General features: G+C 60.0%; 28 protein-coding genes. 11 read left to right on the top strand and 17 right to left on the bottom strand.

What is annotated here, in order from left to right:
- Positions 1-97 precede the first annotated feature (97 nt).
- A complete protein-coding gene (locus tag A3C3_RS0121505; protein ID WP_028739869.1) occupies positions 98-865 on the bottom strand; it encodes an SDR family oxidoreductase in 768 nt (255 codons plus the stop codon).
- A 116-nt stretch (positions 866-981) separates the two neighbouring features.
- Between A3C3_RS0121505 and A3C3_RS0121500 the strand changes: the two genes are divergently transcribed.
- The gene (locus A3C3_RS0121500) at positions 982-1506 is read left to right on the top strand and encodes a GNAT family N-acetyltransferase (protein WP_022716650.1); all 525 of its coding nucleotides are present in this window, start codon (positions 982-984) and stop codon (positions 1504-1506) included.
- Here the strand turns inward: A3C3_RS0121500 and A3C3_RS0121495 are convergent.
- From A3C3_RS0121495 to pcaD, 11 genes are all read right to left on the bottom strand, one after another.
- Positions 1503-2219, bottom strand: a complete 717-nt coding sequence (locus tag A3C3_RS0121495) for an ABC transporter ATP-binding protein (RefSeq protein WP_022716649.1) — start codon at positions 2217-2219, stop codon at positions 1503-1505. The genes A3C3_RS0121500 and A3C3_RS0121495 overlap by 4 nt on opposite strands.
- Positions 2200-2964: an ABC transporter ATP-binding protein gene (locus A3C3_RS0121490; RefSeq protein WP_022716648.1), complete on the bottom strand. Its 765-nt coding sequence runs from the start codon at positions 2962-2964 to the stop codon at positions 2200-2202. The genes A3C3_RS0121495 and A3C3_RS0121490 overlap by 20 nt, the downstream gene beginning before the upstream one ends.
- Positions 2961-3971: a branched-chain amino acid ABC transporter permease gene (locus A3C3_RS0121485; protein ID WP_022716647.1), complete on the bottom strand. Its 1011-nt coding sequence runs from the start codon at positions 3969-3971 to the stop codon at positions 2961-2963. The genes A3C3_RS0121490 and A3C3_RS0121485 overlap by 4 nt, the downstream gene beginning before the upstream one ends.
- Before the next feature lies 1 nt (position 3972).
- Positions 3973-4836, bottom strand: coding sequence for a branched-chain amino acid ABC transporter permease (locus A3C3_RS0121480; RefSeq protein ID WP_022716646.1), 864 nt, complete (start codon positions 4834-4836; stop codon positions 3973-3975).
- Between the two features lie 104 nt (positions 4837-4940).
- A complete protein-coding gene (locus A3C3_RS0121475; protein ID WP_022716645.1) occupies positions 4941-6113 on the bottom strand; it encodes an ABC transporter substrate-binding protein in 1173 nt (390 codons plus the stop codon).
- A 179-nt stretch (positions 6114-6292) separates the two neighbouring features.
- Positions 6293-7339 (bottom strand): 3-carboxy-cis,cis-muconate cycloisomerase, encoded by a 1047-nt coding sequence (locus A3C3_RS0121470; protein ID WP_028739868.1) that lies wholly within the window; start codon positions 7337-7339, stop codon positions 6293-6295.
- 109 nt (positions 7340-7448) lie between these two features.
- Positions 7449-8618, bottom strand: coding sequence for an acyltransferase family protein (locus tag A3C3_RS0121465; RefSeq protein ID WP_028739867.1), 1170 nt, complete (start codon positions 8616-8618; stop codon positions 7449-7451).
- Between the two features lie 184 nt (positions 8619-8802).
- Positions 8803-9414: a protocatechuate 3,4-dioxygenase subunit alpha gene (gene pcaG, locus A3C3_RS0121460; RefSeq protein ID WP_022716642.1), complete on the bottom strand. Its 612-nt coding sequence runs from the start codon at positions 9412-9414 to the stop codon at positions 8803-8805.
- Positions 9415-9416: 2 nt separating this feature from the next.
- Complete coding sequence (gene pcaH / locus A3C3_RS0121455; RefSeq protein ID WP_022716641.1) at positions 9417-10166, bottom strand: protocatechuate 3,4-dioxygenase subunit beta; 750 nt, start codon at positions 10164-10166, stop codon at positions 9417-9419.
- Positions 10167-10175: 9 nt separating this feature from the next.
- On the bottom strand, positions 10176-10580 hold the full coding sequence (gene pcaC, locus A3C3_RS0121450; protein ID WP_022716640.1) for a 4-carboxymuconolactone decarboxylase: 405 nt from the start codon (positions 10578-10580) through the stop codon (positions 10176-10178).
- Positions 10577-11386, bottom strand: coding sequence for a 3-oxoadipate enol-lactonase (gene pcaD / locus A3C3_RS0121445; protein ID WP_022716639.1), 810 nt, complete (start codon positions 11384-11386; stop codon positions 10577-10579). The genes pcaC and pcaD overlap by 4 nt, the downstream gene beginning before the upstream one ends.
- Positions 11387-11478: 92 nt before the next feature.
- Between pcaD and pcaQ the strand changes: the two genes are divergently transcribed.
- The gene (pcaQ, locus tag A3C3_RS0121440) at positions 11479-12402 is read left to right on the top strand and encodes a pca operon transcription factor PcaQ (RefSeq protein ID WP_022716638.1); all 924 of its coding nucleotides are present in this window, start codon (positions 11479-11481) and stop codon (positions 12400-12402) included.
- A 519-nt stretch (positions 12403-12921) separates the two neighbouring features.
- Positions 12922-13461 carry a DUF2380 domain-containing protein gene (locus A3C3_RS0121435; protein ID WP_022716637.1) on the top strand — a complete coding sequence of 180 codons (540 nt, stop codon included), beginning with the start codon at positions 12922-12924 and terminating at the stop codon, positions 13459-13461.
- A gap of 324 nt (positions 13462-13785) precedes the next feature.
- Here A3C3_RS0121435 and A3C3_RS46180 read toward each other — a convergent pair whose 3' ends face one another.
- Entirely contained in the window at positions 13786-13956 is a 171-nt protein-coding gene (locus A3C3_RS46180) for a hypothetical protein (RefSeq protein WP_022716636.1), read from the bottom strand.
- A 236-nt stretch (positions 13957-14192) separates the two neighbouring features.
- Here A3C3_RS46180 and A3C3_RS0121425 point away from each other — a divergent pair, with 236 nt between their 5' ends.
- Complete coding sequence (locus A3C3_RS0121425; protein ID WP_022716635.1) at positions 14193-14507, top strand: hypothetical protein; 315 nt, start codon at positions 14193-14195, stop codon at positions 14505-14507.
- Between the two features lie 26 nt (positions 14508-14533).
- The gene (locus tag A3C3_RS0121420; RefSeq protein ID WP_022716634.1) at positions 14534-14791 is read left to right on the top strand and encodes a YMGG-like glycine zipper-containing protein; all 258 of its coding nucleotides are present in this window, start codon (positions 14534-14536) and stop codon (positions 14789-14791) included.
- Positions 14792-15054: 263 nt separating this feature from the next.
- Here the strand turns inward: A3C3_RS0121420 and A3C3_RS0121415 are convergent, their stop codons facing one another.
- Positions 15055-16104, bottom strand: a complete 1050-nt coding sequence (locus A3C3_RS0121415) for a GlxA family transcriptional regulator (RefSeq protein ID WP_022716633.1) — start codon at positions 16102-16104, stop codon at positions 15055-15057.
- 179 nt (positions 16105-16283) lie between these two features.
- Between A3C3_RS0121415 and A3C3_RS0121410 the strand changes: the two genes are divergently transcribed.
- Together A3C3_RS0121410 and A3C3_RS48625 are read left to right on the top strand one after the other, a co-directional pair.
- The gene (locus A3C3_RS0121410) at positions 16284-17360 is read left to right on the top strand and encodes a class I SAM-dependent methyltransferase (protein ID WP_022716632.1); all 1077 of its coding nucleotides are present in this window, start codon (positions 16284-16286) and stop codon (positions 17358-17360) included.
- A 183-nt stretch (positions 17361-17543) separates the two neighbouring features.
- A complete protein-coding gene (locus tag A3C3_RS48625) occupies positions 17544-17765 on the top strand; it encodes a YjiS-like domain-containing protein (protein WP_022716631.1) in 222 nt (73 codons plus the stop codon).
- On the opposite strand, the gene A3C3_RS38895 is transcribed toward A3C3_RS48625, so the two are convergent.
- Positions 17762-18346, bottom strand: a complete 585-nt coding sequence (locus A3C3_RS38895; protein ID WP_233450537.1) for an ROK family protein — start codon at positions 18344-18346, stop codon at positions 17762-17764. The two genes, A3C3_RS48625 and A3C3_RS38895, sit on opposite strands and share 4 nt — an antisense overlap.
- Here A3C3_RS38895 and A3C3_RS38890 point away from each other — a divergent pair.
- Positions 18299-19108 carry a beta-galactosidase trimerization domain-containing protein gene (locus tag A3C3_RS38890; RefSeq protein ID WP_233450538.1) on the top strand — a complete coding sequence of 270 codons (810 nt, stop codon included), beginning with the start codon at positions 18299-18301 and terminating at the stop codon, positions 19106-19108. The two genes, A3C3_RS38895 and A3C3_RS38890, sit on opposite strands and share 48 nt — an antisense overlap.
- Before the next feature lie 222 nt (positions 19109-19330).
- On the opposite strand, the gene pobA is transcribed toward A3C3_RS38890, so the two are convergent.
- Positions 19331-20503, bottom strand: coding sequence for a 4-hydroxybenzoate 3-monooxygenase (pobA, locus tag A3C3_RS0121390; RefSeq protein WP_022716628.1), 1173 nt, complete (start codon positions 20501-20503; stop codon positions 19331-19333).
- A gap of 112 nt (positions 20504-20615) precedes the next feature.
- Between pobA and A3C3_RS0121385 the strand changes: the two genes are divergently transcribed.
- Positions 20616-21497 carry a helix-turn-helix domain-containing protein gene (locus tag A3C3_RS0121385; protein ID WP_022716627.1) on the top strand — a complete coding sequence of 294 codons (882 nt, stop codon included), beginning with the start codon at positions 20616-20618 and terminating at the stop codon, positions 21495-21497.
- 37 nt (positions 21498-21534) lie between these two features.
- On the opposite strand, the gene A3C3_RS0121380 is transcribed toward A3C3_RS0121385, so the two are convergent.
- Positions 21535-22290, bottom strand: a complete 756-nt coding sequence (locus A3C3_RS0121380) for an IclR family transcriptional regulator (RefSeq protein WP_022716626.1) — start codon at positions 22288-22290, stop codon at positions 21535-21537.
- Positions 22291-22443: 153 nt separating this feature from the next.
- Here A3C3_RS0121380 and A3C3_RS0121375 point away from each other — a divergent pair, with 153 nt between their 5' ends.
- Together A3C3_RS0121375 and A3C3_RS0121370 are read left to right on the top strand one after the other, a co-directional pair.
- The gene (locus tag A3C3_RS0121375; protein ID WP_028739866.1) at positions 22444-23151 is read left to right on the top strand and encodes a 3-oxoacid CoA-transferase subunit A; all 708 of its coding nucleotides are present in this window, start codon (positions 22444-22446) and stop codon (positions 23149-23151) included.
- Positions 23148-23852 (top strand): 3-oxoacid CoA-transferase subunit B, encoded by a 705-nt coding sequence (locus tag A3C3_RS0121370; RefSeq protein ID WP_028739865.1) that lies wholly within the window; start codon positions 23148-23150, stop codon positions 23850-23852. The genes A3C3_RS0121375 and A3C3_RS0121370 overlap by 4 nt, the downstream gene beginning before the upstream one ends.
- The last annotated feature ends 7 nt before the right edge of the window (positions 23853-23859 follow it).

Genomic DNA, 23859 nt, shown 5'->3' with positions numbered 1-23859 from the left:
TCTTCGTCGGATTGGATGTCACAAGATTGAGATCAAACGATTGCAGGGCCGTCATATTGGCAGAACGTTGCCGGTTGCGTTCGCGTGGCCGGCAACACTAGAGGCTGGCGGCGATGCCGCCATCGACCATCAGCATATGGCCATTGACGAAGGAGGAAGCGTCCGAAGCGAGAAAGACCGCCGCGCCGACCAGTTCCTCGACATTGCCCCATCGGCCTGCAGGTGCGCGCGTCTCCAGCCAGGCGGAGAATTTCGGATCGTCCACCAGCGCCTGGTTGAGCGGCGTTTTGAAATAGCCGGGGGCGATCGCATTCACCTGCAGGCCGTGCTTTGCCCAGTCGGTCGCCATGCCGCGGGTGAGATTTCTGACGGCACCCTTGGTCGCCGTATAAGGAGCAATACCCGGCCGGGCGAGTTCAGCCTGGAGAGAGGCGATATTGATGATCTTGCCCCTGCCGCGCCTGATCATCGCCTGCGCCAGAGGCTGGCTGACGTAGAAAATGCTTGAGACATTGGTCTTAAGCAGTTCATCCCACTTTTCGATCGGGAAAGATTCCAGCGGCGTTCGAAACTGCATTCCGGCATTGTTGACGAGGATGTCGATCGGGCCGATCTCGCTTTCGATATAGGCGACGCCATCGCGCGCGGCGGCAGCATCGGTCACGTCGAAGGCGGCACTCAGCGCATGCAATCCCCTTGCCCTGATCGTCTCTGCTGCGGCTCCCGCCTTCTCGGCATTGCGGCCATTGATGACCAGGGAAGCGCCGTGTTCTGCAAGGCCGAGGGCCAGCGCATGACCGATGCCCTGGCTGGAGCCGGTAACAAGCGCTCGGCGGCCGGTGAGGTCGAACAAGGGGAAAGACAAGCGGGGCTCCATTATCGCGGTGCCCGATTGAAGAGGAGTCCTTGGGTCGATGCAAGCATCGTTTTGACGCAAGGCGCTCCGGTCTGTTATGTGCGGCACTGCAACGGAGGTTCATCATGCGCATCCGCAACGAGACAAAAGCCGATATCCCGGCGATCCGCGCGCTGGTCAGCACGGCGTTTGCCGGCAAGGCCTACAGCAGCCAGACGGAAGCAGCAATTGTCGATGCCCTGCGCGGGAACAGAGCGCTTTGCGCGACGCTCGTTGCCGAAGATGAAGGCCGTATCGTCGGCCATATCGCGTTCTCGCCGGTGATGATCAACGGCAGGGACTTGGGCTGGTACGGCCTCGGACCAATCGCGGTAACACCCGAAAGGCAGGGCGAGGGGATCGGTACTGGTCTGGTGAAGGATGGACTTGCAGCCATCCGCAAACTCGGCGCCCAGGGATGCGTCCTGCTTGGCGATCCCAAATATTACGGCCGGTTCGGCTTCAAGGCGGATGCTCGCCTCAGGCTTGCAGGTGTTCCGGCCGAATATTTTCAGGCACTGTGCTTCAGCGGTGAAATGCCGTCCGGCACGGTCACCTATGACACGGCTTTCGACATAACGAATGACGAGGCGCCCCGCCACGTGACCTAGTGCAGCCCGCCGACCCCGAGCAGACGTTCCACGGCGGCGTGATCCGTCGATAGCGCCGCGGGCGTGCCGGTCCAGGCAAGGCGCCCCCGTTCGAGGATGATGACCTGATCGGCGAAGTCGAGCGCACTCTGGATGCGTTGTTCGACAAGCAGGATCGTCATGTCGCCGGTCTTGGCGAGTTCGGAAAACGCGGCCATCAACTCTTCGCAGATGATGGGTGCGAGACCTTCCAGGGGTTCGTCAAGCAGCAGAACGGAGGGGCGGCCGACAATCGTGCGGGCAGTCGACAACATCTGCTGCTCGCCGCCGGAGAGTTGGCCGCCGAGATTGCGGCGGCGCTCCTTCAGACGTGGAAACATCGCATACGCCTCTTCAAGCGCCGTCTTCGGCCGTCCTTTGAGGCCGACGAAGAGGTTTTCCTCAATCGTCAGCGTCGGGAAGATGCAGCGCGCCTGCGGCACATAACCGAGCCCTTGACGGGCGCGAGCTGAGCTGGCCATGGCGGTGAGGTCTGCGGAGCCGAGGCGGATGCGGCCGTCATAACGCCTGGTCTGTCCGGCAAGCGTCGCAAGCAACGTTGTCTTGCCCATTCCGTTGCGGCCGAGGATGGCAAGGCGGGCGCCTGCGGCCACGGCGAATGAAACGTTTTCGAGAACCCGCGTCGGTCCATAGCCAGCGGAGAGATTGTCGACCTCAAGCGGCGTGGCTGGCATTGGCATAGCTCCCGAGATAGGCCTCGCGCACGCGGGCATCCTTGGTGACCTCGACCGGCGAGCCGTCGAAAATAATGGTGCCTGCCGCAAGCACGATGACACGCCTGGCGAAGCGGAACACGAGGTCCATGTCGTGCTCGATCATCAACACCGCGAGATCGGCCGGCAGATCGGCGAGCGCCTGCTCGATCCGGGCGGTCTCGCTTTGCGGCACGCCGGCAGCAGGTTCATCAAGCAACAGCACCTTCGGTTTCAGTGCCATGGCGACGGCAATCTCGAGGAGACGCTGCTGTCCATAAGCAATTTCACTGACCCTGCGGCACATGAGATCCCCAAGGCCGAGCGTGCCGAGCAGATCGGTGACTTCTGCCATGAGGTCCGGCATCGCGAGATAGTTGCCGAACATCCGGCCAGTGAGGCCGTCACGCTGCAGGATCGCAAGCGCGACGTGTTCGGCCGGCGTCATTTCCTGGAAGAGCCGTGTGACCTGGAAGGAACGGACGAGGCCGCGCCTGACGCGGCCCGCCGCACCAATTCTGGTCACGGTCTCGCCACCGAGGCGGACATCGCCGGCGTCCGGCGAAAGGTTGCCAGTGACGAGATTGACGAAAGTGGTCTTGCCAGCGCCGTTCGGGCCGATGAGCGCCACGCGGTCACCTGCTGCCATCGAGATCGATACATCGTTGGTCACCACGAGGCCGCCGAAGGATTTCCTGAGATTGACGACTTCGAAGACGGGGCTCATTGCGCAGTCTCCTTCCGGCGGACGAAAAAGGCAGTTGCGGTCCCATAAAGGCCCTTCGGCGCGAAGAGGACGACAGCGACCAGTAGCGCGCCGACCATCGTCAGCCAGTGGAACGGGCTTGCAGCCGAGACATAATCTTCGAAGAGCATGAAGATGACGGTGCCGGAGAGCGCACCGAAGAGCGTGCCGGTGCCGCCGAGAACGAGCATCACGAGGCTTTCGGCCGAAAGCGTGAAGGAGAGGCTGTCGAGGCCGACCACCTGTGTGGAGATGGCATTGAGCGCTCCGCCGACACCGGCGACGGCGCCGGAAATGACATACATCTTCATCAGCGCCGCTTTCGGCGAGGCGCCCATGGCCCGGATGCGCAAGGCATCTTCCTTGATGCCACGGCAGAGCATGCCAAAGGGCGAACGCACCACAAGGCGGAGAAGAATGAAAACGACAAGCAGCAGGATCACCCCGAAAACATAGGCGGTATGGCCGTAAAGGTCGAACTCGAAGGTGCCGAAGATCGGATCGGCCGAGATGCCGGACAGGCCATCGCTGCCGCCGGTCCAGGAAGATGCCTTGTTGGCGAATTCGTGGAAGAGGTTGATGAGCGCGATCGAAAGGACAAGCTGCGGCAGGCCGTGGGCACGCAGGATGACGATGCCGCAGACGAGGCCTGCAGCAGCGCCACCGGTGATACCGGCAAGCGTCATCAAAAGAGGATCGGTGATGCCGAAATGGGCCGAGACGATGCCCGCTGCATAGGCGCCGGAACCGAAGAGTGCGGCATGGCCGAGCGTCGCCACACCGCAATATCCGGTGACGAGATCGAGCGAGAGAACGAGCAATGCGATTGCGATGACGCGCGTCAACAGCGCAAGGTTATCCGGGAAGAGTAAATAGCCGATGCTGGCGAGCGCGACGATTGCGGCAATGCCGGCCGTATCGCGGCCGAAAAAGCGATTGCGCCGGATGTGCACTGCTGTCGTGGTTTGCGTGTTCATGGCGAGCGTCATCCTACTTCACCCTTCCGGCAAAGCCGCGCGGAAAAACGCAGATGATTGCAATGACGGCGAGATAGAAGAAGAATTCCCCGTATTCCGGCATCAGGTAGCGGCCCGTGGTGTCGATGCCGCCAAGAACCAGGCAGGCGATCAGTGCGCCGGGAATCGAGCCTGCGCCGCCGACGGAGACAACGACGAGGAAAGTCACCATGTAGCGCAGCGCATAATAGGGCTCGACCGGCAAGAGCTCGGCGCCGACCACGCCGCCAAAGGCGGCCAGGCCGACGGCGACTGCGAAGCTCAGTGCATAGATGATCTCCGTGCGCACCCCAAGCGCGGCGGCCATGGCGGCATTATCGACGGATGCGCGCAGTTTTACACCGAAACTTGTCTTTTCGATCGTGTACCAGAGGGCGCCCGCGACGGCGAGGCCGCAGAAGATGGCAAAAAGCCGATGCACCGGAATGGTGCGGAAGCCTAGATCGGCGGAGCCCTGCAGGCCGTCTGGCAATGGGATGGTCTTCAGCGTCGGCCCCATGACGTAGTTGGCTATGCCGATGATGCAGAAGGTGATGCCGATCGTCATCAGAACCTGGGTCAGTTCCGGCGCGCCGTAGATGCGCCGGTAGAGGAAGCGTTCGATCGGAATGGCGATGACGATGGTTCCAGTGACGGCGACAAGAACTGCGATTCCGTAGCCAAGGCCAAGATCGCGCGCTGCATAGGAGGCAATGTACCCGCCGATCATGGCGAAGGCGCCGTGGGCGAGGTTGACGACCCGCATCAGGCCCATGGTGACCGAAAGGCCGATCGAGATCACGAACAGCACCATGCCATAGGCAAGCGCGTCGACGGCAATGCTGAAGACAGTCTGCATGAGGCTCGTGTGTTCCTTATCTCGTTCAGCAGGTACTGAAGCCCGCGCTGCGTGGTTGAGGACGTCGTCCCGCCCCAAACACCTGCCGGTGAAAGCCTTGCTCCCTACTTCGTCGCCGCCAGACCTGGATCCCCCTGCTTCTCAAAGGTCTGGATTTCCTTGTTGATGTATTTGCCGTCCGCATCCTTGGCGACTTCGCGCAGGTAGATATTTTCTGTGATGTGGCGGCTTTCGGGATCGATGGACACGGGGCCGCGCGGGCTCATCCAGGAAAGGCCCTTTACGGCTTCCACAGCCTTTTCAGCATCCTGCTTACCGCCAGTTGCCTCGATCATCTTGTAGATGACGTGCATGCCGTCATAGGCCCCGACGGCTGGGAAGGTGAGTTCGGCCGGATTGCCAAGTGCCTTGCCGGCGGCCGCAACGAAGGCCTTGTTTTCGGGCGAGTCATGCGAAACGGCGTAGTGGTATGTCGTCAATATGCCGAGCGCGGCATCGCCGAGCGCCGGAAGGTCGGATTCCTGCGTCAGGTCGCCGGTGGCAAAGAGCTGGATGCCGGCGGCTTTCAGGCCATTCTCACTATAGGACTTCACGAAGCCAAGCGTCGGCGGACCGGACGGCAGGAAGGCAAAGACGCCCTCAGCACCCGAATCCTTGATGCGCTGCATGATCGGGCTGAAATCGTTGGTGGCGAGTGGCATACGGATCGCTTCGACGATTTCCCCGCCTTGCTTTTCGAAGCCCGCCTTGAAGGCGTTTTCAGCGTCGACCCCCGGACCGTAGTCGCTGACAACCGAGATGACCTTCTTAATGCCTTTGTCGAAAGCGACCTTGGCGATTGGCATGGAGGTTTGCCAAAGGGTGAAGGATGTACGGACGACCAGAGGGCTCTTGGTGACGATGGCAGAGGTTGCGGCATTCATGATCACGAGCGGCGTATTGGCCTGTTCCAAGATGGGCGTGACGGCCATTGCGTCCGGCGTGAAATAGAACCCGGCCAGATACTGGACTTTCTCCTTGACGACGAGTTCCTGGGCAAGCGCCTTGGACTTGGCCGGATCGGCGGCCGGCAGATCGCGATATATGACTTCGACGGTATTGTCGCCGATCTTGGCACCATTCGTTGCCATATAAGCGTCGATCCCGGCCTTGAAGTTCTTGCCTTGCAGCGCGAACGGACCCGAAAACGGTCCAACGACCCCGACCTTGATCGCGTCGGCATAGGCGGCGGTACCCATGACGATCGCCGCCGCAGCGGCCAGAACCAGCTGTTTCATCTTTCCTCTCCCTTTATGCACGGCGGACTCCACCGCCGGGTTAGCGCGCAGCTAAATTTCACGTCAGTGTGTCATGCGAAACGGTAATGTAAAATGAAATAAATACGGTAATTCATAACTGGTGCATTATGTTACGCATCTGCCTGAGGCTGCGATGAAGGGTGAGGAAGGAAGCTTGTCTACGAGCCCCCGAGGCGGAGGATATTGCCGGTCAGCTCGCGCGCAAGCCGCAGGGCGCCGGCGGTCGCCATGATCATCTGCGGCAGCACGAGCCATTCAAGTGTCCAGGCGGCACCCGAGCGTTCCTGTTCGTGCACAAGCGCTTGGTGGATGGCTGAAAGTTGGGCGGCGTTGAAGCGGGAAAATGCGACAAGCGTTTCGGCGCCGACCGGGTTTTGCTTGTGCACCATGGCTGACGACCTTCCGCCGCCAGCAAGTTCGATCTCGCCGCCTGCCTGCGCCAGAAGGGCGATGTCCTGGCCCATCTTCCCCAGGCTGCCGGTGATCAGCGAAAAGAGGTTGGCAAGGTCGGCGATTGGCGCGCGCTGGCTTTGCCATTGAGGCTCGTCGGTCAGTCCAAGTTCCTGGGCGAGCGACGCGCGAATGGCGGCAGCCTTGCCGCCCAGCCGGTCCAGCGTCCCGGCCGCGCCACCGAACTGGATGGGAAACCTCTGTCCCCTTAGCCGGTCATGATAACCTTCAAGCGGCGCTCGCCATGTCCGCAGACGATCGGAAACGGCAATCGGGATTGCCGCCTGCATGCGGGTATGGCCTATCAGACTGTTCTGGCCGTACTGGCGATCGAGCGCGTCGAGAGCGCGAACAATGGCATCGAGCCGACCGGAAAAAAGAAAGACGATCGCCTTTAGCCTGATCATCAGGCTGGTATCGATGGCGTCCTGGCTGGTCGCCCCGAAATGGACGTACTGGGCCACCTCGCCACCCACCGACGTGCGCAGTTGCGTGACGAGATCGGGAACGACGACGCCGTCTCTGGCGGTCGCAACGTTGAGGCCCGCGATGTCGGCAGTGAAACCTCGACAAGCTTCGGCAATGCGGCTTGCTGCCCTTTGCGGGATCAGGCCATGGGCGCCTTCGGCCTTGGCAAGTGCAGCCTCGAAGGAGAGCATGGCGCGGATGTCGGCATCGGCCGAAAGATGGGCCGATATCTCATCGTCTCCGAAAAGGCCGCTGAGGAATGGGTGGTCGAAGGCGGATGCGGTCACGTGACGTCTCATTGATTTTGCCTATTTCTGCCGCCAGCTTGCCGTTGCAGAACCGCACCGGCTGTAAAAATGCCGGCAGAGATCGCAGGGGTGTCCGCCCCTTTGCCAACTATGCCTTTACCGGTTTCTCGACGGGCAGAATCTTTATATCCGCATTCTCGTCGACGCCTCGCGCCTTTGCAACGAACGAGAATTTCTTTCGCATGCCCAAGATCGGCTTCTCGATCATATGCCAGGAAAAGACCGCGATGCCCATCGCGGCGCAGATGCCGATAGCATAGAGCGCGAGCGCGCCGGTTTTCGGGATCAGGAACAGGCCCGGCGCCAGACTGATCAAAATTTGAAGAAAGGGGTCGTGATAAAGATAGACGCCATAAGAATAGTCGCCCTTGTGAAAGACGGAGGGCAGGGGCACCGGCGTCAGACCGACAAAGACGGTGATATAGACGAGCGCTGGGATTACGAGCAGTCTGTTTGGCACGCTCTCGATGGAGGGGCTGCTCAAGAACAGCATCGCCAGGACGGAAACTGCCATGCTGGCCAAGAACAGTGATTTTTTATGCGGAATGAAATCCCGCAATTGATAGGCCAAGATGCCGAGCAGAAACGCAAATACCAGCTGGGCGCCGCGGCTGACGAACAGCGTGCTCAAGACCAGGTTTACGCGATAGGGCAGCAGATGTCCGAAGAACTGGACGATAAGCCCGCTCAGGATAAAGCCACCGGTCAAAACTGCCAGCTTCTGCCATGACTTGATGGTCGAGGTGATCATGAGCGCAGACATGATGATGTAGCAGAAGATTTCCCATGGCACGGTCCACAGAGCTCCGTTCACCCGATGCGTCGGGTTCTCCTCAAATACACCCGGCAGGCTGTAATGAATCCAGCCGATGATGTTGAGAAAATACTTGTAGAAGTCGGCGCCGAGAACATAGTCACGCAAAGCGACGGTCGTCACCAGCGGGCCGATGATGAGCGCGCAGACGACGATATCGACCGCAAGAGCAGGGACGATGCGCAGTCCGCGGTTCAAAAGAAAGTTTTTCAGGCTGAGGCGCTGAGCGCTGCCGGCGATCAGAAAACCGCTGAGAGCGAAGAACATCGGAACCAGTGCGTATTCTGCAAACCACAACGGGCTCGAACGGAAAAAAGCGTCATTTCCGGTCAGCAAAAATGAATGTGCCAATACGATTGAAAAAGCCAGGGCAATCCTGAGGAAGTCAAAACCTGGACCAAGACCCTTGTGTGCCGTCAGGACGTGCCCGAATGTTTTCTGCATGTTTCCACCATCAACGTTCAGCCCGTCAAAAGTCTTACTGCGGTGCAGCATTTTTAACAACCCGCCTATCGTCGTTTCGGCACGTGTGCAGCTCTCTATGATTGTAAACGGGGTGTCGGCGGCATCGGCTTCCAGCAGGAAGCGCCTGCATTAAAAGGGAAAATCGCCTTATCTTACATGCTGATCAAATGTCGAGAAATACCGTTTCCTTCTCCCCCTGAAGGCGGATATCAAACGTACAGGTTGCGCCATCCCGGGTCGCGATCATTGTTGCAATGCGCTCGCCGTGTTCGACACGGGCAAGCAGCGGATCGGCCATGTTGGCGGCTGCTTCCTCCGGAAAGTACATGCGGGTGTGGAGCCCGATATTGATGCCGCGCGCGACGATCCAGAAAGAGATGTGCGGCGCCATCGTGCGGCCGTCCTTGAAGGGCACGCAGCCAGGCTTGACGGTTTCGAACCTATAGACGCCATCTTCGGCGCTGGTCGGACAGCGGCCCCAACCGGTAAAATTCCGGTCGGCCGCGCCGCGCATTTCCGATGGGCTGTTGTAAAGCCCGGCGCTGTCGGCCTGCCAGATTTCGACGACCGCGTCACGCACGGGCGCGCCTGTTCCATCATAGATGTGGCCCGTCACGGTGATGCGCTCGCCGAGGGTCTTTTCGTTGACCATCGCGCTGCCGAGGTCTTGTGCGTAGATGCCGCCGATATCGCAGAAATTCGGCGTCAGGCCGATATGGACATAGGGACCTGCCGTTTGCGACGGGGTTTCCTTGAGATAGCCGAGTTCCTGCATGATCAGTTGCCCTCCAGCCGATTTTCGAACAGGGTCGAGCGGCGGCCACGCAGAACGATATCGAACTTGTAGGCGCGCGCGTCCATGGGGATGGTGTTGCCCCAGTCGAGTGGTGCAATCAGCTGCTCGATTGCAGCCTTGTCCGGGATCGTGCCGACGATCGGACATTTCCAGATCATCGGGTCGCCTTCGAAATACATCTGCGTAATCAGCCGCTGGGCAAAGCCGTGGCCGAAGATCGAGAAGTGGATGTGCGCCGGGCGCCAATCGTTGACGCCGTTCGGCCACGGATAGGCGCCGGGGCGAATGGTGCGGAAGGAGTATTGCCCGTATTCGTCGGTGATGCAGCGCCCGCAGCCGCCGAAATTCGGATCGATGGCCGCGAGATAGGTTTCCTTCTTGTGGCGATAACGCCCGCCGGCATTGGCCTGCCAGAATTCCACCAGCGCGCCCGAGACTGGCCGGCCACGCTCGTCGAGTACCCGGCCGTGAACGATAATGCGCTCGCCGATGGCGCTCTCGCCGGGGCGGGCGAAGTTGTGGATCAGGTCATTGTCGAGTTCACCGATGATCGAATGGCCAAAGACCGGCCCGGTAATCTCTGAAATCGTGCCGTCGAGCGACAGTAACGCGCGTTGTGGGGAACGTAGCACCGAGGTCTTGTAGCCGGGCGCATAGGCCGGTGGATGCCTGGCGCGGTCGCGGGCGAAGAAGGCGCCGGTTTCCGGCTTGCGGTTCGAAATATCGGACATCTCTTCCTCTCAGGCTGTCTCTTCGGCGTCCATCTGCTCGAAAACCTGTTTGGCGATTTTGATCGCGTGATTGGCAGCCGGAACACCCGCATAGATCGCCACGTGCAGAAGCGCTTCGCAAACATCCTCGCGGCTGGCGCCGGTATTGGCCGTAGCGCGAACATGCATCGCAGTCTCGTCATCCTGGCCAAGTGCTGCCAGAAGCGCGATCGTTACGATCGAGCGCTCGCGTTTCGTGAAGGTCGGGCGCGACCAGACATGCCCCCAGGCAGCCTCCGTAATCAGGTCCTGAAACGGCTTGTCGAAAGCCGTCGAGCCTGCTTCGGCGCGATCGACGTGGTCGTGACCGAGGATCGCGCGGCGGGTCGCCATGCCCTGCCGGTAGCGTTCAGACGGGGTCGAGGCTTCATTCATGGGCTTAGTTCTCCATGCAAGGCGATATCGATGAAGGCGCGGATGACAGCGGTAAGCGCCTCGGGTTGTTCGACGCAGGGGATGTGACCGGCATCGCGGATCGTTTCAAACCGGGCGTTCGGGATCAGCTGCGCGGTGGACCTCACCAGGTCCGGTGGCGTCGAACCGTCCTGATCGCCGACAATGCAGATGGTGGGAACTGCAATCTTGCCTGCGGCTTTTGTGAAATCGGCATCGCGGATGGCGCCGCATGTTGCCGCATAGCCTTCGACGGGCTGGCGGGCAAGCATGTTGCAGTAGCCGGCATAGGCCCGATTTTCAGGGCGGCGGAAGGCCGGCGTGAACCAACGCTCCATCACCGCATCGACGATGCTGCCGATCCCGTTATTTTCGACCGCCTCGATGCGGGCGTTCCATGTTTCGGCGGTGCCGATCTTGTGTGCCGTATCGCAAAGGATGAGGCCGCGCACGAGATCCGGACGCTGCTGGTAAAGCGACTGCGCGATGAGCCCGCCGACCGAAAGGCCGCAGATGAAGGCCTGCTCGACCTCAAGCGTCTCCAGGAGGCCGATCAGGTCTGAGGCATGATCGTCGATCGAATACGGCAACTGGCCGACATCCGAAAGACCATGCCCGCGCTTGTCGTAAAGCACGATTGCAAAATCACCTGCCAGCCGCACGATCACATCGCGCCAGATCCTGAAATCCGTGCCGAGCGAATTGGCAAAGACAATGACCGGCTTGTCGGCAGGGCCACCAATGATTTGATAGTGAATCGTGACATCGTTGACGCGGGCAAATTGCACGGAACTTCCTCCTGGCACGAAATTGAATGTTTAATTCGGTTAGGTAAAATGATATTTCGTGGCTTTCCGATAACTTCTGGGTTATGTGATCAATGATCGACAGCCGTATCAAGTTTCGCCATCTACAGACCTTTGTCGAGGTTGCGCGGCAGAAAAGCGTCATGAAGGCGGCTGAACTCCTCCGTGTCAGCCAGCCTGCGGTGACAAAGACGATCCGCGAACTGGAAGAGGTGCTGGGCGTTGCGGTTTTCGAGCGCGACGGGCGCGGCATCAAGATCACACGGTACGGTGAGGTGTTCCTGAAGCATGCGGGCGCCGCACTGACGGCGCTCCGTCACGGGCTCGATTCCGTCACCCAGGAGCGGGCGGGCGATGCTCCGCCGATCCGCATCGGCGCGCTTCCGACGGTTTCGACGCGCGTCATGCCGCAGGCGATGGAGCTATTCCTCAAAGAAAATACCTGGAGCCGCATCAAGATCGTGACTGGGGAAAATGCGGTGCTTTTGGAGCAGCTCCGAGTGGGCGACCTCGATCTTGTCGTCGGACGCCTCGCAGGAGCGGAAAAGATGGCAGGCTTTTCCTTTGAGCATCTCTATTCCGAGCAGGTGGTGTTTGCCGTCCGGGCTGGCCACCCGCTGCTGAAAACCAGGCAGTCGCCCTTTGCCGCGCTCGCGGATTACACGGTGCTGATGCCGACGCGGGCCTCGATCATCCGTCCTTTCGTCGAAAGTTTTCTAATCGCCAATGGCGTACCGAACCTGCCGAACCAGATCGAGACGGTTTCCGATTCTTTCGGCCGCGCCTTCCTGCGGTCAAGCGACGCAATCTGGATCATCTCGACTGGTGTTGTGGCAACCGACATCGAGGACGGCGTTCTGGCGGTACTGCCGATCGACACAAGCGAAACGAAAGGGCCTGTGGGTCTGACGATGCGCACGGATGCCATCCCCTCATTGCCACTATCTATTCTGATGCAGACGATCCGGGAGGCCGCGCGCGAGATTTCCGCAAGTTAACATCGTCCGCCGCTTGCGAGCAGGGGATTTCCGAGGGGGCGCAAAGCTCCGCCGATAGTTATCGCTTCAACGGAGAGCGGCTGCCCTTCCTCCACGATCATAGACGCCGTGTTCCGACGCAGGATGTTGATTGCAGCATTGTGGTCGGCATGGGCGCGCAAGCAGCCCAAGGCCGCTCTCGCCTTCCTCCCCGGGCCTGAACGCCGGGGACTTATGCCGACATACAATCTTTGCCAAAGCAGCATTGTCGAGCATGGCACCCGCCGGGGTTCTGCTTCGTGGTCTTGTCTTAGCGTTTTCAGCCGCTTGGAGAGCGGCAGGAATGATCCTTCGGCGAGCGGTGAGCGCAATGGCTAGATCGAGGATGGTGGTGCTGGTCACGGGCGGCTATCGTGGCCGATCCTTGCGCCAGACTTCTGGTTAATGAACGCGTTGGCATAGCAGTGGCGTTCATCTCGCGTGAGGCCAACATAGGACGCTGCCCCTGGCTTGGCGACAATCTTAAGTTGGGAGGAGGATGTGGTAAAAGCGAGTTTTAACGTTGCAAGGAGATGGTGCATCCCCGGCTGGTGGGCCGCCACGGCGTTGGCGTGTGCCAGCGCCCTTGCATCAGTCGCCGTTGCCGACACGATTGAACCGTTAACGGTAGCCGTTGCCAATTTTGACTTTAAAGACACGTCCGGCGAAGCGGGTCACCAGCTCCGCGACCACGATGCTCGGTTGACGGCGTTTGTCTCAACCCTACGCGACAGTCTCTCGAAACGTAGCAAGATCAACATCACTTCGTTGGCTTGCCAGAATGGGCGGTGCACGGCGCGCGAACCAGGGATCGCGGAGCTTTCGAAAGAGGCGAAAACGGCTGGCGCGAATTACTTGCTCATAGGCGAGATTCACAAGATGAGCACCTTGGTGGGCTGGGCGAAGTATGTCCTGTTGGACATCCACACCAACAAGCCCACCTGCGACCGGTTTATAACGTATCGAGGCGATACGGGCGAAGCCTGGAACCGTGCTGCAAGATTTGTGGCAAATGATATTGAAAAAAACTGCATTCCGTGAGGCAGTTGTTGCGACCGCGGATCGGGCCATCGTTAGATCTGAGGTGCCGAAGTCTAGGCGTTTAACTATCCCTCGACCATCACCTGCATCTCGGTGTTGGGTTTTCTCAACGCGTGCGGCGGCCTCTTTCATGCCGACAGGCCCCCAGACATTGGTCCCGAACTACGATTGAATGAACACTAGATCCTTCATGGCAGCATCCGTCTTGAGCTGCAGCGACGAGAATGCGTTGTCGCGCTTCGTCGCCAAACAATCGAAAGGTCGACCGGGGGATGGATGAGATTGAACAGCCCCGCGGGTCGACTCGTGTGCTTCTCGATCCCGTTAGCCTCCATCGGCGGTGGCCGCGGGTTCGCGAAGACTCCTCGTCAATTGCTCGCTGTCGCCCGACAGGAGTTGACCATAGACGTGGAGCAAGGCGGCAAGGGCGATGACAATGATGACGGCCGCCACGCTCCAGCCGCTTTTGCCACGGGTGGATCCATCGTCCTTCATTGCAAGCCTCCTTTGACCGCTCTTTTGTCACGCCACCCCAATGCCGGGCAGTGAATGACGTTCCCGATCCGGGCCCACGGTCTGAAGTTCAAAAGGACTTTGGACTTGGTTTTTCATGGGGCCAAAGTCCGATCGATCTGGGACCGAAGTCCGACACAGGAGATCGGGCCGGAGCGCTAGCGGAACAAACAAGCTATCCAACCCTTCCCTTATTCATCAGAAAGCGGAGAATGAAGATGACGTACGACCCTAACAATCCGAACGATCCTAATCGCACAACGACCCCGAACCCCGATCTGGACCTGCGCACGACACCGGTGGAGCACACCCGATCCAGCGCATGGGGGGGCTGGGCCGCCGCCATTGCAGCGATCGCCGTGATTGCGGTTGCCTACACCCTGTGGAGCGGCGCTCCGGATACGGATCCGCAGCCCACTGCATCCACCACGAATTCTGAGCCAACCCCTGGTCCGGCAAAGCCGATGGCACCAGCGGATAACAATGCGACGCCGGCACCGGCGACGCCGCCGGCCTCTCCCGCGCAGCAGTAGTATCGGCAGATAAGGAGGCGTTCAAAATGATGAGAAAAATTGTCCTTGCCAGTGCCTTCGTTGGTGCCCTGGCATCTTGCACAGCGACGGAGAAGGGAACGGCCATTGGGGCCGGCACCGGAGCAGTTATCGGCGGGGCTGTCAGCAATAGCTGGGAAGGTGCTGCGGTCGGAGCCGTTGCTGGCGGCGTCGCCGGCGCCCTGATTGGCCGCTCGACCGAACGTCGCGGCTACTGCGTGTATCGAGATCGCTATGGACGGACCTACGAGGCACGCTGCTCGTAAAACGGCGCAATCGTATCCACCCAACAGATAGAGCTGGCTCGATTGTGGCCTTTTGCCCAGGAACGTGTCGCGCCAGGCGTCGCAGCGCGGGGTAAAATGCTGCGGCGCGACGCCCACCCAACCCGCGTCCTCCGATGCCAGTGGCGCACCAGGAAGATAAAGCGAGATTGGCCGGATTTTATAGACTGCTCCGACAACCTCAGCGACGAGCGAGGAATTTGCCCCAGACAAGGGTAACGTGCCGAACGGCCTAGTCGAGCACCTTAATCCCTTACACGGGTCTGTGCATACTCAGGAATTCTGAAACGCCGTCGATAGCCACCTGGCGTCAAGCCGGTGACTCGCTTGAAGAGACGGCGGAAAAAAGCCGGTTCCTCGTAACCGACCTGCCAGCCGATCTCGTCGACCGATGCCTCTGTCCGCTCCAAACGGCGCTTCGCGTCCTCGATCCTTAGGCGCTGCACGTAGGCGATCGGGCTCAATCCGGTCGCGGCTGTGAAACGGCGTTTGAAGGTGCGCTCGGCAAGTCCGGAGCGGCGGATCATTTCCTCAAGCGGGCTCGCGGCGGGGAAATGCGTGGCCACCCATTCCTGAGCCGCCTGGACAGCGACGTCTCCATGATCATTGCGCCCCTCGAATACCATGTAGGGCGTAAGTCCGTCCTGATGCCATTGGAGGGCAAAGCAGCGCGCAACTGCCTGTGCGGCGGTCGCTCCCGCATGTCTAGCGATCAGGTAGAGGACCAAATCATGCCAGGTCATGGAGGCTCCTGAACTTACAAGTTCTTCGCGCTCGCCCGAGACGACCAGAACCCGCTCAGGGTGGACATGGACCTGCGGAAAACCTGCCGCGAAGGCGTTGGCGTAACCGAAATGTACCGTCGCATCTGCGCCATCGAAGAGCCCTGTTTCGGCGAGCAGGAAAACACCGGAGCAAGCCGAGCATAGAAGCGCACCGCGCCGGTGCATGGCTCGAAGCCATTCTACTAGTTCCGGGTGTCGACCTTTTCGCCAGCCCTCAGGGCCAAGCAGGATGGAAGGGACGATAATGATGTCGGTCGTATCAAGCGCGGCAATGCTGCGTTGGACCATGACGGGGACGCGACTGGCAAGCGACAGCGGCCCGGATTCGAGCCCAACAATCTCGACCAGGAACGGTGGCGCCCGGCGCTGTGCGTCGCCTAGCGGCGGCATAATAACAAAGGCGTTCATCACGTCGAAGATGCCACTCAGCGTCGACACTACGGCCTCGGGAATAGCGATGAGGCTGACATGGAGCGGCTCCGGGCCCGTCTGCTCAGCGTTTTGCAGCATGTTAGATTTCCTTTGACGCAAGGACGACACGATAACGCCGATGGGGCAACCGCGCCACGCCCCGGTGATGTGGCACGATCGGCCCGTTTCTGGACAGTTCCGCTCTGCCGGCCGCTCCCTAAAACTGCGATGCTCTCCCCGCCCTCCGCTTCCGGGGGCTCTTGAACAGGGGAATTGAAATGGGACATGTCCAAAACAGCACGATCGATTCTGCAAAGCTGGATACGCTTCTTTCGCGCGTAGTCGGAGATCTTTCGGCCGGCTATGGCGGCGTGATGGTGAGTCTTGGAAACCGGCTCGGCCTTTATAAGACCATGGCCGAAGCAGGTCCGCTTACATCGCACGAGCTTGCCCGCCGCGCCGGATGCGCCGAACGCTACGTTCGCGAATGGCTCAATTCGCAGGTCGCTGGCGGCTATGTCGCTTACCACGCGATCAGCGGTACATATGAGCTCACGCCGGAGCAAGCGCTTGTCCTTGCCGACGAGGATAGCCCTGTCTTCATTCCTAACGCCTGGGCAGTCCCTGCTTCAATGTGGGCGGACGAGGACAAGGCGGTAGAGGCCTTCCGCACTGGCAACGGCGTTCTGTGGGGCGACCATGACGGACGTCTCTATTGCGGAGTTGCCGCCTTCTACCGCAATGCGTACAAGGCAAGCCTGGTGGCCGAATGGCTGCCGGCTCTCGATGGAGTCGTCGAAAAACTCAAGGCCGGGGCATTTGTGGCCGATATCGGCTGCGGACACGGACATTCCACCGCCCTCATGGCCAAGGCATTTCCGGCTTCGAGATTTTGTGGCTTCGACACTCATCAGGGCTCCCTGATCGAAGCCCGGAAGGTTGCCACCATGACAGGCGTTTCGGAGCAGGCAACCTTCGCGGCAGCTCCTGCCGACAACTATCCAGGAACCGGCTACGACCTGATCTGCTTCTTCGATTGCCTGCACGATATGGGAGATCCCGTTGCCGCGGCCGCACATGCCGCTAAGGCGATTGAACCAGATGGTACGGTCGTACTCGTGGAACCCTTCGCCAACGATCGGGTGGAAGACAATATCTCGCCGGTTGCCAGAATGTATTATGCGGCTTCCACGACGATCTGCTGCGCCCACGCAATTGCAGATGGCGGCCGTATGGTACTTGGTGCGCAGGCCGGCGAAGCCCGCCTGGCAGGAGTCTTCCGCAAGGCGGGCTTCACCCGTTTCCGCCGCGCTATGGAAACGCCGTTCAACCTGATCCTCGAAGCACGGCTCTAATCTGGCGATCGTATACTCAGCAGGAGTGGCCTGCATCAGGACGGCAGTGCCTCTTCCGTGAAAACATCCGGAGGAGTCCACTTGCCGGCCCAAGGCAAGAAGGGACCGGTGATTGCGGAGCCTCACCACGTCCATCTCTGCAGAGTGCGCAAATTACAGCCGCCAAATTGGAGAGCATTGCAAATGACGTCAGCCACAAAACGGCCGCTCCGAACGGTGGAGTGGATGCTGCTCAGAATATTGCGGGCCGTCATTGGAACATTTGGCGGCAGGGAGGAGCCGCCAGCCACCAGCTGTGCGCTTTCGGCTCTAAATGATCACTTGCTGAAAGACATAGGAGTTACCCGCTTGGAGATTGATTTTGGCCACCGGGCACCCCGCGCATCGTTGCGGTTTGGTATCTAGCATGAAGACAGACACTCCTGGCGCTTGATGCCGCTCGACGGTTGCCCTGGGAGCGTCGAGTGCACAGCGGCCCTGCTCAACGAGCAGAGTTCCGGCTTGGTGAAGAACGCGAATTCCTCCATTGTTTTGCGGATCGGGTCGAGTAGCGCATCACCGAATTGCACGGCTTCTCCGCCCACGACGATGATCTCCGGATCGAACAGGTTGACGATGTCGGCCAGATGTCGTCCGATCCTCGAACCACAGTCCGACAAAATCGAAAGTGCGAGGTCTTCTTGACGTTCGACGGACCTGGCAAACTCATCGCGGCTTATCGACGAGCCGGACCGGCTCTGCCATTGGTCCAGCATGTAAGGCTCGGCTGCATGCGCCATCAGGCATCCCCGCCGACCACATTCACATAAGCGGCCATTCGGAACGGAGGTCGTGTGGCCAAGCTTGCCAGCGGCACTGTGGCTTCCGTGATAGATCTCGCCCTTGATCACAAGGGAACAGCCGATACCCGCACCTATCGCAAGCGCTGCAAAGTCCCGATGATCCCGCCCGACGCCGAACAGGGTATTGCCTGCGGCTTTATCCATCCCGAGGATGACCTCGCGCCAATAAAGCTGCTCTATGTTCCTCATTGGGTGATGTGGAAGCCGGAATGGAACGAGAAGGTGGAGGCATTCGTCAAGGACGGCGGCACGCTGGTAATCGGTGCCATGACCGGCACGCGCGACGAGCATAACCACATCCCCACGGTACTGGCACCCGGACGCGGCCTTTCCGAACTTTGCGGCGTTCGCGTCGAGGAATTCGGGCGCGTGGCCGAACCCGGCGCCGATGGCCTGTTCGGCCTCAACGGGACGGAGTTCGGCCTGCACAATCCCGCAAAGCGATTTCCGGCGAGCTCCGCCGCAAGACGTTACAAGTTCGTGCTCGGCAATCAGGAACACGAAGCCGCCCATCTCTACGAACTGCTGGACGTGGATGCGGATGTCGAGGTGCTTGGGCAGTGGAGCAGCCGCTTTGCCAGCGGGCGGGCAGCCATTACGAACCGCAAAGTGGGCAGGGGTAGTGCTGTCTACATCGGAACGTATCTTACGGAGGCCTTGGTCGAAGGCCTGGCTGACCAGCTCTTCGCGCACACCGGTATCGCGCCGCTGATCGCCGACCTTCCCGCGAATGTGGAAGTGACCGTCCGTGAAGCTGCCCACAGGAAACTCCTGTTCGTGCTCAATACGGATGAAGGCAGAGTCGAGGTCTCGTCACTGCCAACCGGCGTCGACTTGCTCACAGGTAAGGAGGTGAACGGTTGCCTTTCACTTGCGTCGCATGAAAGTGTGGTCATTCGGTTCTGAGGATGCGTTCTCGTTTGAAGAAATGGAAAATCGCCTTGGCAATTCTTCACCTTCGCGGCGACCTGCGTGCTTCAGAGGCTACGCAATTGCGGGTGGCCGGTTCGCATTCCTTTCGACGAAATGCCTCTAGCGTGGGCAAGCCGAAGCTAAGCCCGCCGTCTAGCGTCTCAAGCAGGCCGATGAGATCCTTCAGCGGGACCGCTTGAAAGCGAAACGCTTCTGCTAGTAGGGAAGTCCAACATAGTTTTCCGCAAGCGCTGTCGCGGCTGCCTGGGAATGCGTCAAATAGTCGAGTTCGGCTTCCTGGATCTTCTGGTCGAAGTCGCTCGTATCGGGGAACCGGTGCATCATCCTCGTCATCGACCAGGAGAAGCGGACGGCTTTCCAGACGCGGGAGAGAGCGCGTTCGGAATAAGCATCGATACCGGCATTCGAGCGATCCTGATAATGCTCGATAAGGCCGCCGAAAAGGTAGTATACGTCGCTGGCGGCGAGGTTGAGGCCCTTGGCGCCCGTTGGCGGGACGATATGGGCGGCATCCCCGACCAGGAACAGCCGGCCGAAACGCATCGGCTCGGAGACGAAGGATCGAAGCGGTGCGATCGACTTTTCGAACGACGGTGCGGTGATCACTGCGTCTGCGTGGTGAGTTGGAAGGCGGCGGCGGAGTTCCGCCCAGAAACGGTCGTCGCCCCAGTTCTCGATTTTTTCATCGAGCGGGCACTGGATGTAATAGCGGCTGCGGGTCTGCGAGCGCATCGAACAGAGCGCGAAGCCGCGAGGATGGTTGGCATAGATCAACTCGTGGCTGACCGGCGGCACGTCAGCCAAGATGCCGAGCCAGCCGAAGGGGTAGACCTTCTCGAAGGCGCGGAGCGAATTTTCCGGTACGGCTTTGCGGCTTGCACCATGAAAGCCGTCACAGCCGGCGATGAAATCGCAATCGATACGATGCGTGGTGCCGTCCTTGTTATAGGTGACGCAGGGGAACCGGCCGTTGAATTCGTGCGGCTGGACGTCAGCCGCGTCGTAGATCGTCAAGGCGCCGCTCTTTTCGCGATGGTCCATCAGGTCGCGTGTAAGTTCCGTCTGGCCATAGACCACCACGCGCTTGCCTCTGGTAAGCCCAAAGAGATCGATGCGGTGATCGCGACCGTCGAAGGCAAGCGAGAAGCCGTCATGCGGCAGGCCTTCGGCATGCATTCGGGCGCCGGCCTTTGCCTGATCCATAAGGTTAACCGTGCCTTCCTCCAATACCCCGGCACGAACGCGTCCGAGAATGTAGTCCTTGCCGACCCGATCCAGAATGACGTTTTCGATACCGGCCTCCGTCAAAAGCTGGCCGAGCAGAAGTCCGGATGGCCCGGAGCCGATAATCGCAACCTGTGTGCGCATGCTTCCTCCCCGCGCTTGTCTTTTGTCAAATTCTCCTCTCAGGCGACGGCCCCGGCAATGGACTTTTCATCCGAGAAATTGCACAAATCGAACATCAAGAGATGTGCGTGCGATGACGAAATTCATTCCGACCTATGAGCTCTATGGCGAGAGTGCCGGCAAGAAGCCGGATTTCTGGGTGCATTGCGAGACAATTCCATCGCGCAGCAGCCTTCATCACTGGGAAATCCGGCTGCATCGGCATGAAAACTTCCTTCAGATCTTGTACATCAATGCCGGATCGGGCGATGCGATCTTCGGCCAGGAGCGGCATGCAATCCATCCGCGCTCGGTGATCACCGTACCGCCCGGCCTGAGGCACGGCTTCCGCTTTTCGAAAGATATCGATGGCTTTGTTATCACGGTGCTCGCCTCGCATCTGAAGGCCACACCTGGCGATCGCAGCTGGTTGGGGGAGTGGCTGGCGAAACCGCACCTGACGGAACTCGATATGCAAAACGAGGATGCTGCGTACGTGGCGCAGACGCTGACGCGGTTGGGAGAAGAATTTTCGGGGCGGCGGAGCGGCCGGAACGATCTGCTGGATGCCTATCTGACTTCCGCTCTGCAACTGACGGCGCGGATTTGCGAAGGTGACGAGAGTGAGATGGCCGATGAGAATAGCCGGCGCATGGAGGTTCTAAGCGGCCTGATGCAGCAGCATCTAAGGGGACATAAGCCGGCCGCCTTCTACGCTCGCGCGCTCGGCATCTCACCGACGCATCTGAACCGCATCGTCAAGGCTTCAACGGGACATAGCATGCACGAACTCATTGCCCGCAAGCTGACGGACGAGGCAAAACGCGAACTGGTCTTCACCTTCGGCAGCGTCCAGGAGATCGGCTACCGGTTGGGCTTTGCCGATCCGGCCTACTTCTCGCGCTTCTTTCTGAAACGGACGGGCGAGACGCCGCGCATATGGCGTATGGCCGAGCGGACGAGGCTCGGGGTATGACTTCGCTTCGGCTTGCGGGGGAAGGGCTTTCGCACCGCTATCGCAAAACCAGCCGCAAGGCCCTTTGCGTCTCTTGCAAAAGAGGCAGATAGCGCCCGGCCATTTCCGATGCAGGGGCGTGGGCTGCCGGCGCTCCAATGTTGATTGCTGCAACAGTCTGACCTCGATCGTTTTCGACCGGAACGGCGATGGAGCAAAGGCCGATTTCAAGCTCTTGATCGATGATGGCATAGCCTTTTGAGCGGATGCGGCGGAATTCGGCAATCAGGTCTTCCGGGTCGGTCTTGGTGTTCGGCGTGTTCTGCTTCAATTCCGTCCGGCCAAGAATAGCCCGCGCTTCGCTTTCCGGCAGTGCTGCGAGCAGCACGCGGCCCATCGAGGCGCAATAGGCAGGCAGACGGCTGCCGGGCGTCAGATTGATAGACATGATGCGGCGTTGCGAGGCGCGGGCGATATAGACGATCTCGCTGCCATCGAGAACCGAGGCCGAGGCGCTCTGCCCGGCCTTTTCGGACAATTGGTCGAGATGCGGTTGGATCTGCAGGGGCAAGGGTGTTGCCGAGAGAAAGGCATGGCCGAGGCGCAAGATCTTCGGCGTCAATGTGAAGAACTTTCCGTCGTAATCCGCATAACCGAGCTCTGCGAGCGTCAGAAGCGAGCGGCGGACGGTGGCGCGGTCAAGGCCGGCGAGCTTGGAAGCTTCTGTGATCGACAGACGCTGGTGGGTCTCACCGAAGGCTTCGATGACTCTCAAGCCGCGGGCAAAGCCGCTGACGAAATCCGTTTCCCGCATTTTGACCTCCGATCAGAGTTTTAGTTATGTGCGATATGCGAACAAAAGTCAAATAACGCACAAAATATCTTGCCGCTGATTGCGTCTCGCACTATTCGTGATCACGGGCATGGGAGGAGCGCATCGCGCCTATTCGGCAAGGAGAGATCCCGCATGGACAAGACAATCAGGAGCGTTTCGGAAGCCGTCTGCGAAATCAGTGACGGCGCTAGCATCATGATCGGTGGTTTCGGCGGCTCAGGGGCTCCGATCGAGCTTATCCATGCCCTCATCGACAAGGGACCGAAGAACCTGACCGTCATCAACAACAATGCCGGCAACGGCCGCATCGGCATCGCCGCGATGATCGACGCCGGCATGGTGCGGAAAATGATCTGCTCCTTCCCGCGTTCCTCGGATCCGCGTGCCTTCACGCAAAGGTACCTCGCCGGGGAGATCGAGCTGGAACTTGTGCCGCAGGGGACGCTTGCCGAACGCATCCGTGCCGCCGGTGCCGGCATCCCGGCTTTCTACACGCCGACGGCCTACGGCACCGAGCTTGCCGAAGGCAAGACAGTCGCCGAATTCGATGGCAGGCACTATGTCCAGGAGCGCTGGTTGAAGGCCGATTTTGCAATCGTGAAGGCGCATATCGGCGACTTGCACGGCAATCTCACCTACAACAAAGCCGGCCGGAACTTTAACCCGCTGATGTGCATGGCGGCTGCAAAGACGATCGCACAGGTCTCGAAGATCGTGCCTGCGGGCGGGATCGATCCCGAACATGTCGTCACACCGGGCATCTTCGTCGACCGTCTCGTCGAGATATCCAATCCGCAGCAGGAAGAAGAGCTCGTTCGAGCCGGAGTGGCTTACGTATGACCGTCGATACCCGACCCGCGACAACTCGCGAAGACATCAAGCTTTCCAATGCTCAGATCGCCTGGCGTGCCGCTCAGGATATTGCCGACGGCGCCTATGTGAACCTCGGCATCGGCTTTCCCGAAATGGTGGCCCGCTACCAGCCGCCCGGTCGGCAGGCGATCTTCCATACCGAGAACGGTATCTTGAACTTCGGTGAAGCGCCACCTGTCGGCGAAGAGGACTGGGATCTGATCAATGCCGGCAAGAGGCCGGTGACGCTGAGGCCTGGTGCGTCCTTCTTCCACCACGCCGACAGTTTTGCCATGGTGCGCGGCGGCCATCTCGACGTCGCCATCCTCGGTGCCTATCAGGTTGCCCAGAGCGGCGATCTGGCCAACTGGCGCGTCGGTAGCAAGGGCGTGCCGGCCGTCGGCGGCGCGATGGATCTCGTCCATGGCGCCAAGCAGGTCTTTGTCATTACAGAACACGTCACCAAGAACGGCGAGCCGAAGCTCGTCGCCAGATGCAATTTCCCGCTGACCGGCGTCGGCTGCATCACGCGCGTCTATACGAGCCACGCCATCGTCGACATTGTGAAGGGACGTTTCGTGCTGCGTGAGAAGCTGGCGGCGATCTCGACGGAGGAACTGCAGGCCATGACCGGCGCGCCGCTCCACGTCGAAGGGCCAATTGCCGACCTTGTCGTTCCGGAACTTTGAGGAAGAA

This window comes from Rhizobium mongolense USDA 1844 (assembly GCF_000419765.1).
Taxonomy (GTDB): Bacteria; Pseudomonadota; Alphaproteobacteria; order Rhizobiales; family Rhizobiaceae; genus Rhizobium; species Rhizobium mongolense.
This window is presented reverse-complemented; position numbering and strand designations above follow the sequence as displayed.

Coding starts and splice junctions, on each gene's coding strand:
- A3C3_RS0121500 (WP_022716650.1), top strand. CDS start 982: ATGCGCATCCGCAACGAGACAAAAGCCGATATCCCGGCGATCCGCGCG.
- A3C3_RS0121495 (WP_022716649.1), bottom strand. CDS start 2,219: ATGCCAGCCACGCCGCTTGAGGTCGACAATCTCTCCGCTGGCTATGGA.
- A3C3_RS0121490 (WP_022716648.1), bottom strand. CDS start 2,964: ATGAGCCCCGTCTTCGAAGTCGTCAATCTCAGGAAATCCTTCGGCGGC.
- A3C3_RS0121485 (WP_022716647.1), bottom strand. CDS start 3,971: ATGACGCTCGCCATGAACACGCAAACCACGACAGCAGTGCACATCCGG.
- A3C3_RS0121480 (WP_022716646.1), bottom strand. CDS start 4,836: ATGCAGACTGTCTTCAGCATTGCCGTCGACGCGCTTGCCTATGGCATG.
- A3C3_RS0121475 (WP_022716645.1), bottom strand. CDS start 6,113: ATGAAACAGCTGGTTCTGGCCGCTGCGGCGGCGATCGTCATGGGTACC.
- A3C3_RS0121465 (WP_028739867.1), bottom strand. CDS start 8,618: ATGCAGAAAACATTCGGGCACGTCCTGACGGCACACAAGGGTCTTGGT.
- pcaG (WP_022716642.1), bottom strand. CDS start 9,414: ATGCAGGAACTCGGCTATCTCAAGGAAACCCCGTCGCAAACGGCAGGT.
- pcaH (WP_022716641.1), bottom strand. CDS start 10,166: ATGTCCGATATTTCGAACCGCAAGCCGGAAACCGGCGCCTTCTTCGCC.
- pcaC (WP_022716640.1), bottom strand. CDS start 10,580: ATGAATGAAGCCTCGACCCCGTCTGAACGCTACCGGCAGGGCATGGCG.
- pcaQ (WP_022716638.1), top strand. CDS start 11,479: ATGATCGACAGCCGTATCAAGTTTCGCCATCTACAGACCTTTGTCGAG.
- A3C3_RS46180 (WP_022716636.1), bottom strand. CDS start 13,956: ATGAAGGACGATGGATCCACCCGTGGCAAAAGCGGCTGGAGCGTGGCG.
- A3C3_RS0121425 (WP_022716635.1), top strand. CDS start 14,193: ATGACGTACGACCCTAACAATCCGAACGATCCTAATCGCACAACGACC.
- A3C3_RS0121420 (WP_022716634.1), top strand. CDS start 14,534: ATGATGAGAAAAATTGTCCTTGCCAGTGCCTTCGTTGGTGCCCTGGCA.
- A3C3_RS0121415 (WP_022716633.1), bottom strand. CDS start 16,104: ATGCTGCAAAACGCTGAGCAGACGGGCCCGGAGCCGCTCCATGTCAGC.
- A3C3_RS0121410 (WP_022716632.1), top strand. CDS start 16,284: ATGGGACATGTCCAAAACAGCACGATCGATTCTGCAAAGCTGGATACG.
- A3C3_RS48625 (WP_022716631.1), top strand. CDS start 17,544: ATGACGTCAGCCACAAAACGGCCGCTCCGAACGGTGGAGTGGATGCTG.
- A3C3_RS38890 (WP_233450538.1), top strand. CDS start 18,299: ATGATCCCGCCCGACGCCGAACAGGGTATTGCCTGCGGCTTTATCCAT.
- A3C3_RS38895 (WP_233450537.1), bottom strand. CDS start 18,346: ATGGATAAAGCCGCAGGCAATACCCTGTTCGGCGTCGGGCGGGATCAT.
- pobA (WP_022716628.1), bottom strand. CDS start 20,503: ATGCGCACACAGGTTGCGATTATCGGCTCCGGGCCATCCGGACTTCTG.
- A3C3_RS0121385 (WP_022716627.1), top strand. CDS start 20,616: ATGACGAAATTCATTCCGACCTATGAGCTCTATGGCGAGAGTGCCGGC.
- A3C3_RS0121380 (WP_022716626.1), bottom strand. CDS start 22,290: ATGCGGGAAACGGATTTCGTCAGCGGCTTTGCCCGCGGCTTGAGAGTC.
- A3C3_RS0121375 (WP_028739866.1), top strand. CDS start 22,444: ATGGACAAGACAATCAGGAGCGTTTCGGAAGCCGTCTGCGAAATCAGT.
- A3C3_RS0121370 (WP_028739865.1), top strand. CDS start 23,148: ATGACCGTCGATACCCGACCCGCGACAACTCGCGAAGACATCAAGCTT.